The organism is Streptomyces cathayae (assembly GCF_029760955.1).
GTDB lineage: Bacteria > Actinomycetota > Actinomycetes > Streptomycetales > Streptomycetaceae > Streptomyces > Streptomyces cathayae.
Genome location: NZ_CP121682.1, coordinates 3,162,022 through 3,177,660 on the forward strand (window position 1 = coordinate 3,162,022; position 15,639 = coordinate 3,177,660).

The following is a 15,639-nucleotide window of genomic DNA, read 5'->3' on the forward strand; positions in this document are numbered from 1 at the left end:
TCAGGCTCCCTTCTGCGCGCGGCGTTCGGTGGGCTGGGTCACCCGGTCGAGCATCAGGCCCAGGCAGACGATCGCGGCACCGGCGACCAGTCCGGTCGCCAGGTCGCCCTGGGCGAGGCCGAAGACGACGTCGTAGCCGAGTGCGCCGCCGCCGACCATGCCGCCGATGATGACGACGGCGAGGACCAGGACCACGCCCTGGTTGACGGCGAGGAGCAGCGCCGGGCGGGCCAGCGGGAGCTGGACCTGGCGCAGCTGCTGGGTGCTGGTCGCGCCGAGCGAGCGGGCCGACTCCAGGGTCGCCGGGTCGACCTGGCGCAGCCCCTGCGCGGTGATGCGGACGACGGCCGGCAGCGCGTAGACGACGGCCGCGGCGACGGCGGGGGCGCGGCCGACGCCGAACAGGGCGACGACCGGGATCAGGTACACGAACTGCGGCATCGTCTGGAACACGTCCAGCACGGGCCGCAGCAGCCGGTCGACGCGTTCGCTGCGTGCCGCGGCGATGCCCGTCGCGAAGCCGACGAGCAGGGTGACGGCGACGGCCGCGATGACCTGGGAGAGCGTGTCGAGGGACGGTTCCCACACGCCGAGCACCCCGATGGCGGCCATGGCGAGGACGGCGGTGAGCGCGGTGCGCCAGGTGCCGATCAGCCAGGCCAGGGTGGCGACCACGAGCAGCACCGACCACCAGGGCAGCCACTGCAGTCCGTCGCGGACCGGGTCGAGGACCCAGGTGGTGAAGCGGGCGGCCCAGTCGGCGGTGCCGCCGACGACGGGGACGCCCGAGTACAGGTGGTCGGTCATCCAGCCGACGGCCCGGTTGACCGGTTCGACGAGGGGCACCACCCATCCGTCGGGCCATTCCAGGCGTGCCGTCAGCCGTCCGGCGGCGGCCACGACCGCGGCGCCGGCCACGACGTACAGCCAGTGCGTGCGGGGCCTGGGCTCCTGGCCGAGGTTCGCCCCGGCCGCACCGGTCACCCGGTCCAGGACGACGGCGAGCAGCACGATCGGGATGCCGGCGGCGAGGGCCGCGCCCACGTCGACGGAGGCCAGCGCCTGGTAGACGCGGTCGCCGAGACCGCCCGCGCCGATCACCGAGGCGATGACGGCCATGGACAGCGCCATCATGATCGTCTGGTTGAGCCCCAGGAGGAGTTCCTTGCGGGCCAGCGGGATGCGGGCGGTCAGCAGGCGCTGGCGGGAGGTGGTGCCGAGCGACTCGACCGCCTCCAGCACCTCCTTGTCGGCGCCCCGCAGACCGAGCGCGGTCAGCCGGGCCATGGGCGGCGCGGCGTAGACGACCGTGGCGAGGACGGCGGCCGGGACGCCGATGCCGAAGATCAGCACGACCGGCAGGAGGTAGGCGAAGGCGGGGAGCACCTGCATGGTGTCCAGGACCGGGCGCAGGACGCGGTTCATCCGGTCGGAGAGCCCGGCGACGAGCCCGAGCAGCGCGCCGACGACGACGGAGGCGGTGACCGCGACCACCATCAGGGCGAGCGTCTGCATGGTGGGCACCCACATGCCGAGCAGTCCGCAGGTGAGGAACGCGACGGCGGTGCCGAGCGCGAGGCGGATGCCCGCGACGCGCCAGGCGACGAGCCCCGCGAGAGCGGTCGCCCCCGCCCATCCGACGGCGAGGAGGGCGAGGTAGACGGCCCGTACGGTGACGACGACGACGTTGCTGACGTGGCCGAAGAAGTACAGGAAGAGGGGGTGGGAGTCCCGGTTGTCGATGATCCAGTCGCTGGCCCCGGCCAGCGGTCCGGAGAGGTCCACGGTCAGTGCCTCGGGCCAGCTGCCGCCGGCCCAGCGTGCGACGGCGAACGGGACGAGGACCGCTGCGGCCACAGTGAGCAGCAGGAGCTTGCGCACGGCGAGGTGTCCGAGCAGACCGGCCCGCCCGGTCCGGGGGACGATCGCGGTGACGGTCGCCATCAGACGGCCTCCCCGGACAGCTCCGTCCCGGCGGACTGCTCCGTTCCCGCGGACCGTCCCGTCCCGGCGATCACCGACAGCAGCGCGTCGGAGTCGACGACGCCCAGGCAGCGGCCCTCGTCGAGGACCCGGGCCGGTCCGCCCGCGCGGGCGACGGCCTCGATGGCCTCGGACACCGTGGCGTCCGGGCGGACGGCGGGGCCGCTGCCGGCCGCTTCCACCGCGGAGGCGGGGCGCATGGCCGTACGGACGGTGAGGACCTGTTCGCGCGGGACGTCCCGGACGAAGTCACGGACGTAGTCGTCGGCGGGCGAGCCCACGATCTCCTCGGGGGTGCCCAGCTGGACCACCCGTCCGTCGCGCATGAGGGCGATGCGGTCGCCCAGTTTCAGGGCCTCGTTCAGGTCGTGCGTGATGAAGACCATCGTGCGGCGCTCCTCGCGGTGCAGCCGGATCACCTCCTCCTGCATGTCACGCCGGATGAGGGGGTCGAGCGCGCTGAACGGCTCGTCGAAGAGCAGCACTTCGGGGTCGACGACGAGGGCGCGGGCGAGCCCGACGCGCTGGCGCTGACCACCGGAGAGCTGCGCGGGTCTGCGCTGCTCCATGCCCTCCAGGCCGACCTTGGCGACGACCTCGGCGGCCTTGGCGCGCCGCTGCGCCTTGCCCATGCCCTGGATCTCCAGGCCGTAGGCCACGTTGTCGAGGACGGTGCGGTGCGGCAGCAGTCCGAAGTGCTGGAAGACCATGGCGGCGCGGTGCCGGCGCAGTTCGCGCAGCCGGGCCCTGTCCATGGCGCGGACGTCCTCGCCGTCGATGGCGATGGTGCCCGCGGTCGGCTCGATCAGCCGGGTCAGACAGCGCACCAGCGTGGACTTGCCGGAGCCGGACAGGCCCATGACGACGAAGACCTCGCCCTTGCGGACGTCGAAGGAGACGTCCCGGACGGCGGCCGTGCACCCGGTGCGGGCGCGCAGTCCGGCCGGGTCGAGCGCGGCGAGTTCGGGGTCGCCGGGCACGCGGTCGGCCTTCGGGCCGAAGACCTTCCACAGCCCGTCGACGGAGAAGACGGGTGAGCCGGCCTCCGAGCCGGCGGAGGCGGCGGGAGCTGCGGGAGTCGCGGCGGTACTCATCACGCATCACTCCCGATCAGGTCGACGGCCCGCTCGCCGACCATCAGCACGCCGATCATCGGGTTCACGGCGGTCATGGTCGGGAAGACGGAGGCGTCGGCGATCCGGATGCCCTGCAGGCCGCGGATCCTCAACTCGGGGTCGACGACGGCTGTTTCGTCGTCCGCCGCACCCATCTTGCAGGTGCCCGCCGGGTGGTAGACGGTGTGGGCGACCTTGCGGGCGTACTCGCTGAGCTCCTCGTCGCCCGTGACGTCCGGGCCGGGGGCCACCTCGCGCTTGAGCCAGTGGGCCAGCGGCTCGGTCTTCGCGATCTCGCGGGCGATGCGGATGCCGTCGACGAGGGTCCGGCCGTCGTAGTCGTCCTCGTCGGTGAAGTAGCGGAAGTCCAGCGCGGGCTTGACCTCGGGGTCGGCGCTGGTCAGGTAGAGCCTGCCGCGGCTCTTCGGCTTGGGGATGTTCGGGGTCATGGAGACGCCGAACTCCGGCCGCTCATAGCCCAGTCGCTCCGGATTGTCCGTGAACGGGATCTGGTAGAAGTGGAACATCAGGTCGGGGCCCGCGTGTTCGGGGTCGCGGCGCACGAACAGGCCGGCGTCGGAGTCCATCGCGGAGTTGTCCGGGATGGGTCCGTCCGTCTCCCAGACGATCACCGACTCGGGGTGGTCGAGCAGGTTCTCGCCGACTCCGGGGAGGTCGTGCGCCACGGGTATGCCGAGCGCCTCCAGGTCGGCCTTCGGACCGATGCCGGAGTGCAGCAGCAGCCGGGGCGAGTCGACCGCGCCGGCGCACAGCAGGACCTCGCCCCGGGCCCGCACCAGGATCTCCTCGCCGTCCTTGGTGCGGACGTGGACGCCCTCGGCGCGGGTGCCGTTCAGCTCCAGCCGGTACGCCCAGGTCTCCAGCAGGATCGTCAGGTTGGGGCGTTCGTCCATCACCGGGTGCAGGTACGCGACCGACGCCGAGGAGCGCTTGTTGTTCTCCGGGTGGTAGGCGAGGTCGAAGAAGCCGACGCCGTCGTCGAACGGCTTCTTGTTGAAGCCCTCGACCCGCGGCACGCCCAGCGCGCCCTGGGCGGCGTCGACGAAGTCACGGGCGATGGCGTTGCGGTCCTTCTCGTCGACCGGGACGATGTTGTTCTCGAGCCGGGCGTAGTACGCCTCCATCTGCACCGCGCCCCAGCCCTCGGCGCCGGCCTGCTCCCACTCGTCCCAGTCGGACGGGAGCGGCTTGAAGGCGATCAGGGTGTTGTGCGAGGAGCATCCGCCGAGGACCCGGGCCCGGCTGTGCCGGATGTGCGAATTGCCGCGTGGCTGCTCGGTGGTGGGGTAGTCGTAGTCCAGCTCGCCGCCGAGCAGGCCCATCCAGCGGCGCAGGGTCAGCACGTCGTCGCGGCCGACGTCGCTGGGACCGCCCTCGATGACGGCGACGGTGACGTCCGGGTTCTCGGTCAGCCGGGAGGCGATGACGGACCCTGCGGTACCGCCGCCGATGACAACGTAGTCGTACGTGTGCTCGTGGACGTGTTCCGGCATGGAGGCTGCTCCTACGGGGAGGGTCGGGGACAGGACGGGTGACAAAAGGTATCGAGGGGGGCGAGGGGCACCGGGCAAGGCCGGCGGGGCCTCGGGCGGCGCCCCTGGCCGGGGCGCCGTTCGAAGCGGTACGGCGTCACGCGGTGCGTGCGGCCCTGGCCGCACGCACCGCGTCCGCTCCGGGTGCCGCTCGGCGGTGGCGGCTCAGCCCGCGAACCAACGCACCGGCTTCGGCGCGAGGTTCTGGTAGACGTGCTTGGTCTCGCGGTACTCGGCGAGGCCGGCCGGGCCGAGTTCACGGCCCACTCCGCTCTTGCCGAAGCCGCCCCACTCCGCCTGCGGGAGGTAGGGGTGAAAGTCGTTGATCCACACGGTGCCGTGGCGCAGCCGTCCGGCCACCCGCCGGGCGCGGCCCGCGTCGGCGGTCCAGACGGCGCCGGCCAGCCCGTACTCGGTGTCGTTGGCGAGGGCCACGGCCTCGTCCTCGGTGCGGAAGGTCTCGACGGTGAGGACCGGTCCGAACACCTCCTCGCGCACGACCCGCATCTCGCGGTGGCAGTGGTCGAGGACGGTCGGCTCGTAGAAGTAGCCGGCCTCGGGCCGGTCGGCGGACGGCTCGGGCCGCTTGCCGCCGGAGCGCAGCACCGCCCCCTCCTTCAGCGCGGAGGCGACATACGCCTCGATCTTGTCGCGCTGCTGCTCGGAGACCAGCGGTCCGCACTCGACGCCGTCCGCGGTGCCCCGGCCGAGCCTGATCTTCTCGGCGCGGCGGGCGAGTTCGGTGACGAAGCGGTCGCGGACCGACTCCTCGACGATGAGCCGGGCACCCGCCGAGCAGACCTGGCCGCTGTGGATGAAGGCCGCGTTGAGGGCCTGGTCGACGGCGGTGTCGAAGCCGTCCCGGGTCGCGCAGGCGTCGGCGAAGACCACGTTGGGGTTCTTGCCGCCGAGTTCGAGGGCGACCTTCTTCACGCCCGGCGCGGCGGCCTCGGCGACCTTGGTGCCGCTGACCAGTCCGCCGGTGAAGGAGACCAGGTCGACGTCGGGGTGCTCGGCGAGCCGGGCGCCGACGGTGTGACCGGGCCCGGTGACGATGTTGGCGACCCCGGTGGGCAGCCCTGCCTCGATCAGCAGGTCGATGAGTGCCACGGTGGTCAGCGGGGTGATCTCGCTGGGCTTGACGACGAAGGTGTTGCCGGCCGCGAGGGCGGGGGCGATCTTCCAACTGGCCTGGAGCAGTGGATAGTTCCAGGGCGTGATCATCGCGCAGACACCGACCGGCTCGTGCACGACGACGCTGTGGACGTCGGGGGAGCCCGCGTCGACGACCCGGCCGGGGGCCTCCCCGGCGACCAGGTCGGCGAAGTAGCGGAAGGCGTCGGCGACACAGTCGATGTCGACCCGCCCCTCCTCGACGGTCTTGCCCGCGTCCCGGCTCTCCAGCAGACCGAGCGTCTCCCGGTCCCGGACGAGGAGACCGGCGACGCGGCGCAGCAGCGCGGCCCGTTCGGCGACGGGGGTGTGCGGCCACGGGCCCTCGTCGAACGCCCGCCGGGCGGCGGCCACCGCCAGGTCGGTGTCCTTCTCGTCGCCCTCCGCGACCACGGCGAACGGCAGCGCGTCCGCGGGGTCGAGGATCTCGCGGGTGGCCCCCGAGAGGGCCGCCCGCCACTCGCCTCCCGCGTGGATCGAGGTGCGCACCTGAAGCTCTGTACTGTCCGCCATGACCGCCTGCTGCCTTCCGTTCCTGTTCAGCGCCCGTGAATGACACAGGTCCAGTGACCAGGTCGAGTCACACGGGCGTCATCCACGGAACGGGGTGGCGCCTTCCCCCTGGACCCGAATACATGCGTGATTCGCGGCCGGAGGTGTGCTACGTCACGGAAGAAGCGGCCATAAGGGCGAAAACCCCGCGCCCGGCAACGCGGAAGGGCCCCGTACCGGTGGAGACCGGTACGGGGCCCTTGACCCGAAGCCCGTCGGACGGGGCGGACGGTTCCGGCGGATCGGACGGAGCCGGTGGAGCCGTCGGGATCAGATGAGGCCGAGGCCGCGGACCGCCTCGCGCTCCTCCTCGAGCTCCTTGACGGAGGCGTCGATGCGGGCGCGGGAGAAGTCGTTGATCTCCAGACCCTGGACGATCTCGTACGTGCCGTCCTTCACGGTGACCGGGAAGGAGGAGATCAGACCCTCGGGGACGCCGTAGGAGCCGTCCGACGGGATGCCCATGGAGACCCAGTCGCCGTCGGCGGTGCCGTTGACCCAGGTGTGGACGTGGTCGATGGCCGCGTTGGCGGCGGAGGCGGCCGACGAGGCGCCACGGGCCTCGATGATCGCGGCACCGCGCTTGGCGACGGTCGGGATGAAGTCCTCGGCCAGCCACTTCTCGTCGTTCACGACCTCGGCGGCGTTCTTGCCGGCGACGGTGGCGTGGAAGATGTCCGGGTACTGGGTGGCGGAGTGGTTGCCCCAGATGGTCAGGCGCTTGATGTCGGCGACCGTCGAACCCGTCTTCTTCGCCAGCTGGGTCAGCGCCCGGTTGTGGTCCAGACGGGTCATCGCGGTGAAGCGCTCGGCCGGTACGTCCGGGGCGGCGGCCTGAGCGATGAGCGCGTTGGTGTTGGCCGGGTTGCCCACCACCAGCACCCGGATGTCGTCCGCGGCGTGGGCGTTGATGGCCTGGCCCTGCGGCTTGAAGATGCCGCCGTTGGCCTCCAGGAGGTCACCGCGCTCCATGCCCTTGGTGCGCGGGCGGGCACCCACGAGCAGGGCGACGTTGGCGCCGTCGAAGGCCACGTTCGGGTCGTCCGAGATGTCGATGCCCTGCAGGAGCGGGAACGCGCAGTCGTCCAGCTCCATGGCCGTGCCCTCGGCCGCCTTGAGCGCGGGGGTGATCTCCAGCAGGCGCAGCCTGACCGGCACGTCCGCGCCGAGCAGCTGGCCTGAGGCGATGCGGAAGAGCAGGGCGTAACCGATCTGGCCGGCCGCGCCGGTGACGGTGACGTTCACGGGAGTGCGGGTCATGGCGTTCTCCGTATGACAGCTGGCGGTGGGGCGTCCCGGCCCCGGGGGTACGGATCCCGCTCCGGCGCGTGACCGGTGCCCGCCACGATGATCGATCACCGGTGCGGACGGGTCATCGTGGCGAGTACCGGTGATCGATCTCTTGGCGTCAAGAGATCCAGCGGTCAGGCTATCGCGGCATCCACGATCGTGGACGTCCAGGCTCCGTGTGGGCAGTCCCACAGAGTGACGAACGTGTACACGGGTGTGCCCGGGGGGAAGGCGGCCGCCTCTCCGGGAGAGGGTCGGAGGCGGCCGCCGATCGGGGGACCGATCGTGCCGGACTCCCGTGGGGGTGAGGTTCGCGTGCCCCGGTTCCGCCGCCTCATGCGCACACCGCGCCACGAACTTCACGGGCGGCCTCACGGCGCACCCGGTGCGTCGGCGGGTCGCCGCCTCGGCACACCGCCCTACTCCGTGCACCCCTCCTCGCCGGAGGCCAGTACCACGCAGGCCTTGGCCTGTGCGCCGCTCTCGACCGCCATCATCGGGGTGTAGGCGACCGTGTCGCCGACCTCGGTGATGCTGTCGCTCTGCTTCGACTTCCCGCCGGCGATCTCGACCTCGTCCCCCTGCGCGGCCTGGGTGATACGGCCCCACGCGGCACCGCAGGTCTCGCTGTAGCGGACCTCGACCACGGTGGCGCCGACGGTCGCCGTCTGCGTGGTGGTCACCAGGTCGCCGCTGCACCCCATGTTCTCCGCGTCCTTGCCGTCGCAGTCGTCGCCGCTGCACTTCACTCCGGCGGGCAGCTCCACGGAGGCGGAGGCGGTGGGCGAGGGGGACTTGCCTGCTTCACCCTTCCTGCCGTCGTCGCTCCCGGTGACGTAGAACGCGGCGGCGATCACCACCAGTACTCCGACCGCGCCCGTGAGGAACATCCCCGTCCGCCGCTTGCCGTCCGGACCGCCGGAGCCGGCCCGGCCGCCGCCCCGGGGCGGCGCGGGAGGGGCAGCGGCGCCGCCACGGCCCGACGGGGCGGGCCCGGCGTACCCGGCCATGCCCCAGGAGTTCGCCCCGGAGGCGTCACGGACGTCCGAGGCGGTCGGCTGCGGCGGCACGCCCGGTGAGACGCCGGCCGGTCCGGCGACGCCGGACCGGACCGGCTCGCCACCGCCCTTGCGGCCCCTGCCCTTCGACGACGGTCCGCCGGCGAGCTCGCTCAGCGCGGAACGCGCCTGCGAGATCCTGATCGCCTCCATCGTCATGTCGTGCCGCATCTCCGAGCGGCTCCAGGCCCGCTCGGCCAGCTCCCACATGGTGGTCAGGTGCATCGGATTGGTTCCGGTGACCTCGGCCAGGGCCACGATCGCGCCCTTGGGCGCGAGCAGCCGTCCGTTCAGATAGCGCTCCCAGGACGTCTTGCTGTAGCCCGTGCGGTCGGAGACCGACGCGATGCTCAGGTCGCTGCGGTCCACGACGCGCCTGAGCTGGCTCGTGAACTCCTTGATCTGCGGATCGAGTTCATCCGGCAAGGCCTTCCAACGAGGCATTACTTCCCCCTCTTCCCCCGGTCGTACTGGTATGTCCCTCGCGCGTGGTGGCCCTCTGCCGAGTCGCCGTTCCGGCTACCCACATGGATGCCGCCGGTCAGGATCTCAGTTCCCGGGGTGGGGGCGCACAGGAGCGCCAGGGCCGCGGGCATGCGCCGTCGCGCGCTCACCCGCTCGTGGCCCAGTCTCCCACCGGCAGCCCCCTCGGCCGACCAGAACCGGGCATATCCCGGGAGGGTGGGGCGGATTGTCCGGGATCACCGGGATCGCCCCGCCGACCCCACCGGTCGTCCGAGGTGCCCGCCCTGGCGTGCACGGCGGCCCGTCCTCACCCCCGTGAAAGGGCGGGCCGCCGGAAACAACCTTCCTGCACGGCGAACCCGCTGTTCAACGGCTGTCCGGGCGCTGTGGCACGGAAGTGACCGTTCCGCTACGTCCCCCGGATTCCCCGGATCATCCCGGGACGGGCCCCTACCGCTGATCGCTGACCGTGAAGTGCAGGGTGTCCTCCAGGAACGGGATCTCCAGCCACGGCCTGGGCTGCATCATCAGCGCCAGCAGCACGATCGTCAGTCCCAGCGCGCCGTACGTGACGATGTCCGTGAAGCGGGAGCGCACGGCGAGCATGCCGACACCCGGCAGCGCCCAGCGGAGCACGCCACCCGCCAGCAGCGCCACGCCGATCAGCAGCGTGCCGACCCGGAACAGGTCGAACACGGTCAGCAGCAGGCCGAGCCCGGCCGTGAGCAGCACGGCGAGGATCGGCCACTGTCGGGCGGGCGCGGGGGCGTCGCCGGGGGCGGCCCGGCCGCCGCCCTCCGGGCGGGCGGTGTCCCTGGTGAACCGCGGGAAGCGGCGGGTGGTGCGCCGCGGCTTCCCCTCGGCGTCGGGCGCGCTGACGGGGTCGGGGGCCTTGGCGAGGTCGAGGGCCTCGGCCGGGTCGGGAGCCGTGGCCGGGTCGGGAGCCGTGCCGTTCTCGGCCTGCGCCGAGGCCGACTCCGGCTCCGACAAGGGCTCCGACGACGGCTCCGGCGCCGGCTTCGGCCCGGGTGCCCGCGCCTCGCGGGCCTCGCTGTCAGCCGACACTGCGCTCCGCCGCCTCCACCACGTTGACCAGCAGCTGGGCCCGGGTCATCGGGCCGACACCGCCGGGGTTCGGGGAGACCCAGCCGGCCACCTCGGCCACGTCCGGGTGAACGTCACCCACAATCTTTCCCTCGGCGTTGCGGGAGACCCCGACGTCCAGGACGGCCGCACCGGGCTTGACGTCCTCCGCACGGACGAGATGGGCGGAACCGGCGGCGGCGACGATGATGTCCGCGCGCTTCAGGTGCGCCGACAGGTCGCGGGTGCCGGTGTGGCACTGGGTCACGGTGGCGTTCTCACTGCGCCGGGTCAGCAGCAGCGGCATCGGGCGGCCGATGGTCACTCCGCGGCCGACGACCACGACCTCGGCGCCCTTGATCTCCACGCCGTGGCGGCGCAGCAGGGTGAGGACGCCGTTGGGGGTGCAGGGCAGCGGAGCCGGCTCGTTCAGGACGAGACGGCCGAGGTTCATCGGGTGGAGGCCGTCGGCGTCCTTGTCCGGGTCCATGAGTTCCAGGATGCGGTTCTCGTCGATGCCCTTGGGCAGCGGCAGCTGGACGATGTATCCGGTGCAGGCCGGGTCCTCGTTCAGGTCGCGGACGACCGCCTCGATCTCCTCCTGCGTGGCCGTTTCGGGCAGCTCCCGCTGGATGGAGGCGATGCCGACCTGGGCGCAGTCGCGGTGCTTGCCCGCGACGTACTTCTGGCTGCCGGGATCGTTGCCGACGAGGATCGTGCCGAGGCCGGGCGTGACGCCCTTCTCCTTCAGCGCCGCCACGCGGGCGGTCAGATCGGACTTGATCGCTGCTGCGGTGGCCTTGCCATCGAGAATCTGGGCGGTCATGGACCCATCCTCGCGGATGACCGGGCCCCGGTTCCAATCCGCACGCGTTCAGCCCGCACTCCGGGCGCGCTCGGCCCGTGCTTCAGCCGTGCTTCAGCCGTGTCTCCGGACGCGTCCCCGGCTCGCTCCGGGCGACCGCGGGGGTTCGCAATCCCGTATTTCACCTTCGGTCCACCTTCCAACCAGCCATGTTTCACCTGTATCCGGCCAAGATCAGCAATGTTGCACTTGCACAACGCATACCGCCTGCGGCTGGACAACCGGCAGACCGGTCAAGAACGATGAACGGCACGGTGCCGCGGGCAAGAACCGGGGGGACGGACCGCGTCTGCAGAACTTCCTCCGAACTGCGCCCCGCGTCGTCCCCGCACCCGCAGCGACAACGGAGGAAGAAGCGCCATGAGTTTCGGCGACCCGAACAACCCCTACGGACAGCCGCCGCAGCAGCCCGGCCAGCCCGGCTACGGCTACCCCCAGCAGCAGCCCCCCGGTCAGCCCGGTTACGGCTACCCGACGCCGCCCGCGTTCCCCCAGCAGCCCTACGGTCAGCCGGGTCCCGTGGCGGTCATGCCCGGCAGTGTGAAGGCCGCGCGCGTGATGCTGTTCGTCCTCGGCGGCTTCCAGGCCCTCGGCGGCCTGCTGATGATGATCGCCAGCGCCTGGTTCGCCGAGATGTTCGAGGACGTCATCGCCGACGACCCGAGCATCTCCGCGGAGGACGCGGACACCGTCGCCGGCATCGGCGCGGGCGTCATGATCTTCTTCGGTGTGATCGTGCTGGCGTTCGCGTTCTGGGCGATCTTCACGGGCGTCAAGATGGCCACGGGCCGGGGCGGGGTGCGTGTCTCCGCGATCGTCTACGCCTCGTTCGTCACGCTGTTCAGCGTGCTCAACCTGGTCACCGGCAACCCCTTCGCCCTGTTCAGCCTGATCCTCGGCATCCTGATCATCGTGTTCTGCGCCAACAAGAACGGAAGCTACTGGTTCAACCGGCCCACGTACTGACTCCGTTCCGCCACGGCGCCTGTCGTGCGAGCTGCCCGACAGGCCGCGGGAAGGGGCCCCGGCCGACGCCGGAGCCCCGCACTCCGCTCAGTGGAAGAAGTGCCGCGTCCCGGTGAAGTACATCGTGACGCCGGCCTTCTTCGCCGCCTCGACGACCTGCTCGTCACGGACCGAACCGCCCGGCTGGACCACGGCCCTGACGCCCGCCTCGGTGAGGATCTCCAGGCCGTCCGGGAAGGGGAAGAAGGCGTCCGAGGCGGCGTAGGCCCCCTGGGCGCGCTCGGCTCCGGCCCGCTCCACCGCCAGCTTCGCGGAGTCGACGCGGTTGACCTGGCCCATGCCGACGCCGACCGAGGCGCCGTCCTTGGCGAGCAGGATCGCGTTGGACTTCACGGCCCGGCAGGCCCGCCACGCGAAGGCCAGTTCGGCCAGCTCCGCCTCGGAGAGTGCCTCGCCGCTGGCCAGCGTCCAGGTGGCCGGGTCGTCGCCCTCGGCCTGGAGGCGGTCGGTGACCTGGAGCAGGGCGCCACCGTCGATCGGCTTCACCTCGACGGGGGCGGCCGGGGCCTCGGGGGCCCGCAGCACGCGGATGTTCTTCTTCTTGCCGAGGGCTTCGAGGGCGCCGTCCTCGTAGTCCGGCGCGACGATGACCTCGGTGAAGATCTCCGCGACCTGCTCGGCCATCTCCTTGGACACCGGCCGGTTGACCGCGATCACCCCGCCGAACGCGGACAGCGGGTCGCAGGCGTGCGCCTTGCGGTGCGCCTCGGCGACGTCCGCGCCGGTCGCGATGCCGCACGGGTTGGCGTGCTTGATGATCGCGACGGCCGGCTCGGCGTGGTCGTACGCGGCACGCAGCGCGGCGTCGGTGTCCGTGTAGTTGTTGTACGACATCTCCTTGCCGTGCAGCTGCTCGGCCTCGGCGAGGCCGCCCGTGCCGGAGACGTACAGGGCGGCGGGCTGGTGCGGGTTCTCGCCGTAGCGCAGGGTGTTCTTGCGCTCCCAGGTGGCGCCGAGGAAGTCGGGGAACTCCGACTCGTCGACGGGGGCGTAGTCGGAGGCGAACCAGGAGGCCACCGCCACGTCGTACGCGGCCGTGTGCCGGAAGGCCTCCGCGGCCAGGCGCTTGCGGGTGGTGAGGTCGAAGCCGCCGTCACGGACGGCGGACAGGACGTCGGCGTACCGGGCGGGGTCGGTGACCACGGCGACGGACGGGTGGTTCTTGGCGGCGGCGCGGACCATGGAGGGGCCGCCGATGTCGATCTGCTCCACGCACTCGTCGGGCGTCGCACCCGAGGCGACGGTCTCGCGGAACGGGTAGAGGTTGACCACGACCAGGTCGAACGGCTCCACGCCCAGCTCGCCGAGCTGCTGCCGGTGGCTGTCGAGGCGCAGGTCGGCGAGGATGCCGGCGTGCACCTTCGGGTGCAGGGTCTTGACCCGGCCGTCCAGGCACTCGGGGAAGCCGGTCAGCTCCTCGACCTTGGTGACGGGGACGCCCGCGGCGGAGATGCGGCCGGCCGTGGACCCGGTGGAGACGAGTTCGACGCCCGCCTCGTGCAGGCCACGGGCGAGCTCCTCGAGCCCGGTCTTGTCGTAGACGCTGACGAGCGCCCGTCGGATGGCCCGCTTGTTGCTCTCGGCGGTCACTGGATAACTACCTTTCGTCCCTCGATGCGATAGCCGTTGCGGGCGAGCCGCCCCACGACCTCGACGAGCAGCCTTCGCTCGACTTCCTTGATGCGCTCGTGCAGCGCGCTCTCGTCGTCCTCGTCCCGGACCTCCACCACGCCCTGCGCGATGATCGGCCCGGTGTCGACACCGTCGTCGACGAAGTGGACGGTGCAGCCGGTGACCCTGGCGCCGTACGCGAGCGCGTCCCGTACGCCGTGGGCTCCGGGGAAACTGGGCAGCAGGGCGGGGTGGGTGTTGACGAACCGCCCGCCGAAGCGCGCGAGGAACTCCTTGCCCACGATCTTCATGAACCCGGCGGACACCACGAGGTCGGGTTCGTGGGCGGCGACCGCCTCGGCGAGCGCCGCGTCCCACTCCTGGCGGTCGGCGAAGTCCTTGACCCGGCACACGAAGGTCGGCAGCCCGGCGCGCTCGGCGCGGACGATCCCCTCGATGCCCTCACGGTCGGCGCCGACGGCCACGATCTCGGCTCCGTACGCCTCGGCGCCGGTGGCGGCGATCTCGTCGAGGAGCGCCTGCAGGTTGGTGCCGGATCCGGAGACCAGCACGACGAGGCGCCTGGGGCGCTCGGCCACGGGCTCGGCAGCCACGGTGGGGCCCTTTCTCGGGAGCGCTCGTGCGGTCGGAGACACAGCGCTTTGTATATTCGTACGAATGCTTCGCTCCCTCGGATACGGGGAAGCCTACGAAGCGGCCGACCGCCAGCAACGATACCGGCACAGGGGACGGCCCTCACGGGACGGGGGCGTGGCTGGAAGGTAGCGTCTGGGAAGAGCCGGTCCGGGAGTGTTCCCGAGCGTCCGGGAGTGTTCCCGAGCGTCCGGGAGCGCTCCCGGACGCTCGGGAGCACTCGGGTCGCCCGGGAACGCCTCCTGTGCGCCAGACGTTCCCAGGAGGGGCCCGGGGGCCGGAGAACGGACGGAACACTCCGACTCGGCCGTGGAAGTCGTCCGTGGCCAGCCGTACTCGATCAGTCGCACTTCGTTAAAAGGGGAAGACGCTCACTTGATGCCGGACCGCAGCCCGCGATTCCTCACGTTCCCCCAGCCGTCGGCACAGGGAGGGGAGCGTGGCGCCGTGCTGCTGCGGGAGCGCCACCCCTCGCCGCCCGAGACGCCCCGGGACGGGGGCGGGGGCGGCGGCGAGCAGCGCCGTGGCTCCGAGGAGAACAACCCGTTCGCGCCGCCCCCGGAGGGGACCCCCGACCAGCCCTGGCAGCCCCGGCACCCGTCCGGTGACGAGGGCGGTGACGGTGGCGGCCGGGGAGACGGCGGACGCTCCCCGTGGGGCGGGCGGTGGAGCGACCGGCAGCCCGGCCGTTCCTCGGGTGGCTTCGGCGATCGCCCGCGCAGCCCGGAGGGACAGAGCGGCAAGAACGGCGGCCCCCAGGGCCCCGGACCGCGCTGGGACCCGACGGACCCGATCCAGCGCCGGGCGCGTTACTCCCTGCTGTCCGGCATGTGGGCCTTCTTCTTCGCCCTGTTCAGCTGGCCCTACGTCGCACTGCTGCTGGGCGCGCTCGCCCTGTACTGGGCGATCAGCGCCCTGCGCGCCAAGCCCCGCGCGGCCTCCGACCCCGACACCCCGGCACCGGCCCAGTCGGGTCGTCAGCAGACCACGGCCGCGGTGAGCGGGCTGGTCACGGCCTCCCTGGCGCTCGTCCTGGTCGCCGCCAGTTTCACGGCACAGCTGGTCTACCGGGACTACTACACCTGTACGCAGGACGCCCTCACCCAGGAGGCCAGGCAGTCCTGCGACACCCTCCTGCCGGACGGACTCCGGAACTTCCTCGGGACGGCCGACTGAGAGACCTGCCGACAACCGCTCCCGCACACCCGAGC

Annotated in this window: 12 protein-coding genes; 2 read left to right on the forward strand and 10 right to left on the reverse strand. The window is 72.0% G+C overall.

Going from position 1 to position 15,639, the window contains the following annotated elements:
• From PYS65_RS14240 to PYS65_RS14275, 8 genes are all read right to left on the reverse strand, one after another.
• Positions 1-1,944, reverse strand: coding sequence for an ABC transporter permease (locus PYS65_RS14240; protein ID WP_279334338.1), 1,944 nt, complete (start codon positions 1,942-1,944; stop codon positions 1-3).
• Positions 1,944-3,077 (reverse strand): quaternary amine ABC transporter ATP-binding protein, encoded by a 1,134-nt coding sequence (locus PYS65_RS14245; RefSeq protein WP_279334339.1) that lies wholly within the window; start codon positions 3,075-3,077, stop codon positions 1,944-1,946. The genes PYS65_RS14240 and PYS65_RS14245 overlap by 1 nt, the downstream gene beginning before the upstream one ends.
• A complete protein-coding gene (locus PYS65_RS14250; protein ID WP_279334340.1) occupies positions 3,077-4,612 on the reverse strand; it encodes a GMC family oxidoreductase in 1,536 nt (511 codons plus the stop codon). Before PYS65_RS14250 ends, PYS65_RS14245 begins: the two co-directional genes overlap by 1 nt.
• A gap of 204 nt (positions 4,613-4,816) precedes the next feature.
• Positions 4,817-6,337 (reverse strand): aldehyde dehydrogenase family protein, encoded by a 1,521-nt coding sequence (locus PYS65_RS14255; RefSeq protein ID WP_279334341.1) that lies wholly within the window; start codon positions 6,335-6,337, stop codon positions 4,817-4,819.
• 309 nt (positions 6,338-6,646) lie between these two features.
• Positions 6,647-7,636, reverse strand: coding sequence for a malate dehydrogenase (locus PYS65_RS14260; protein ID WP_279334342.1), 990 nt, complete (start codon positions 7,634-7,636; stop codon positions 6,647-6,649).
• Positions 7,637-8,085: 449 nt separating this feature from the next.
• Positions 8,086-9,168, reverse strand: coding sequence for a helix-turn-helix domain-containing protein (locus tag PYS65_RS14265; protein WP_279334343.1), 1,083 nt, complete (start codon positions 9,166-9,168; stop codon positions 8,086-8,088).
• Between the two features lie 471 nt (positions 9,169-9,639).
• A complete protein-coding gene (locus PYS65_RS14270; RefSeq protein WP_388704520.1) occupies positions 9,640-10,254 on the reverse strand; it encodes a DUF3017 domain-containing protein in 615 nt (204 codons plus the stop codon).
• The gene (locus tag PYS65_RS14275) at positions 10,244-11,098 is read right to left on the reverse strand and encodes a bifunctional methylenetetrahydrofolate dehydrogenase/methenyltetrahydrofolate cyclohydrolase (RefSeq protein WP_279334344.1); all 855 of its coding nucleotides are present in this window, start codon (positions 11,096-11,098) and stop codon (positions 10,244-10,246) included. The genes PYS65_RS14270 and PYS65_RS14275 overlap by 11 nt, the downstream gene beginning before the upstream one ends.
• Before the next feature lie 399 nt (positions 11,099-11,497).
• Here PYS65_RS14275 and PYS65_RS14280 point away from each other — a divergent pair, with 399 nt between their 5' ends.
• Positions 11,498-12,103 carry a hypothetical protein gene (locus tag PYS65_RS14280; protein WP_279334345.1) on the forward strand — a complete coding sequence of 202 codons (606 nt, stop codon included), beginning with the start codon at positions 11,498-11,500 and terminating at the stop codon, positions 12,101-12,103.
• 87 nt (positions 12,104-12,190) lie between these two features.
• On the opposite strand, the gene purH is transcribed toward PYS65_RS14280, so the two are convergent.
• Both purH and purN read right to left on the reverse strand, forming a co-directional pair.
• Positions 12,191-13,753 carry a bifunctional phosphoribosylaminoimidazolecarboxamide formyltransferase/IMP cyclohydrolase gene (gene purH, locus PYS65_RS14285; RefSeq protein WP_279334346.1) on the reverse strand — a complete coding sequence of 521 codons (1,563 nt, stop codon included), beginning with the start codon at positions 13,751-13,753 and terminating at the stop codon, positions 12,191-12,193.
• On the reverse strand, positions 13,750-14,388 hold the full coding sequence (purN, locus tag PYS65_RS14290; RefSeq protein WP_279334347.1) for a phosphoribosylglycinamide formyltransferase: 639 nt from the start codon (positions 14,386-14,388) through the stop codon (positions 13,750-13,752). The genes purH and purN overlap by 4 nt, the downstream gene beginning before the upstream one ends.
• A 418-nt stretch (positions 14,389-14,806) precedes the next feature.
• Here purN and PYS65_RS14295 point away from each other — a divergent pair, with 418 nt between their 5' ends.
• Positions 14,807-15,604, forward strand: coding sequence for a hypothetical protein (locus tag PYS65_RS14295; RefSeq protein ID WP_279334348.1), 798 nt, complete (start codon positions 14,807-14,809; stop codon positions 15,602-15,604).
• Positions 15,605-15,639: the final 35 nt, after the last annotated feature.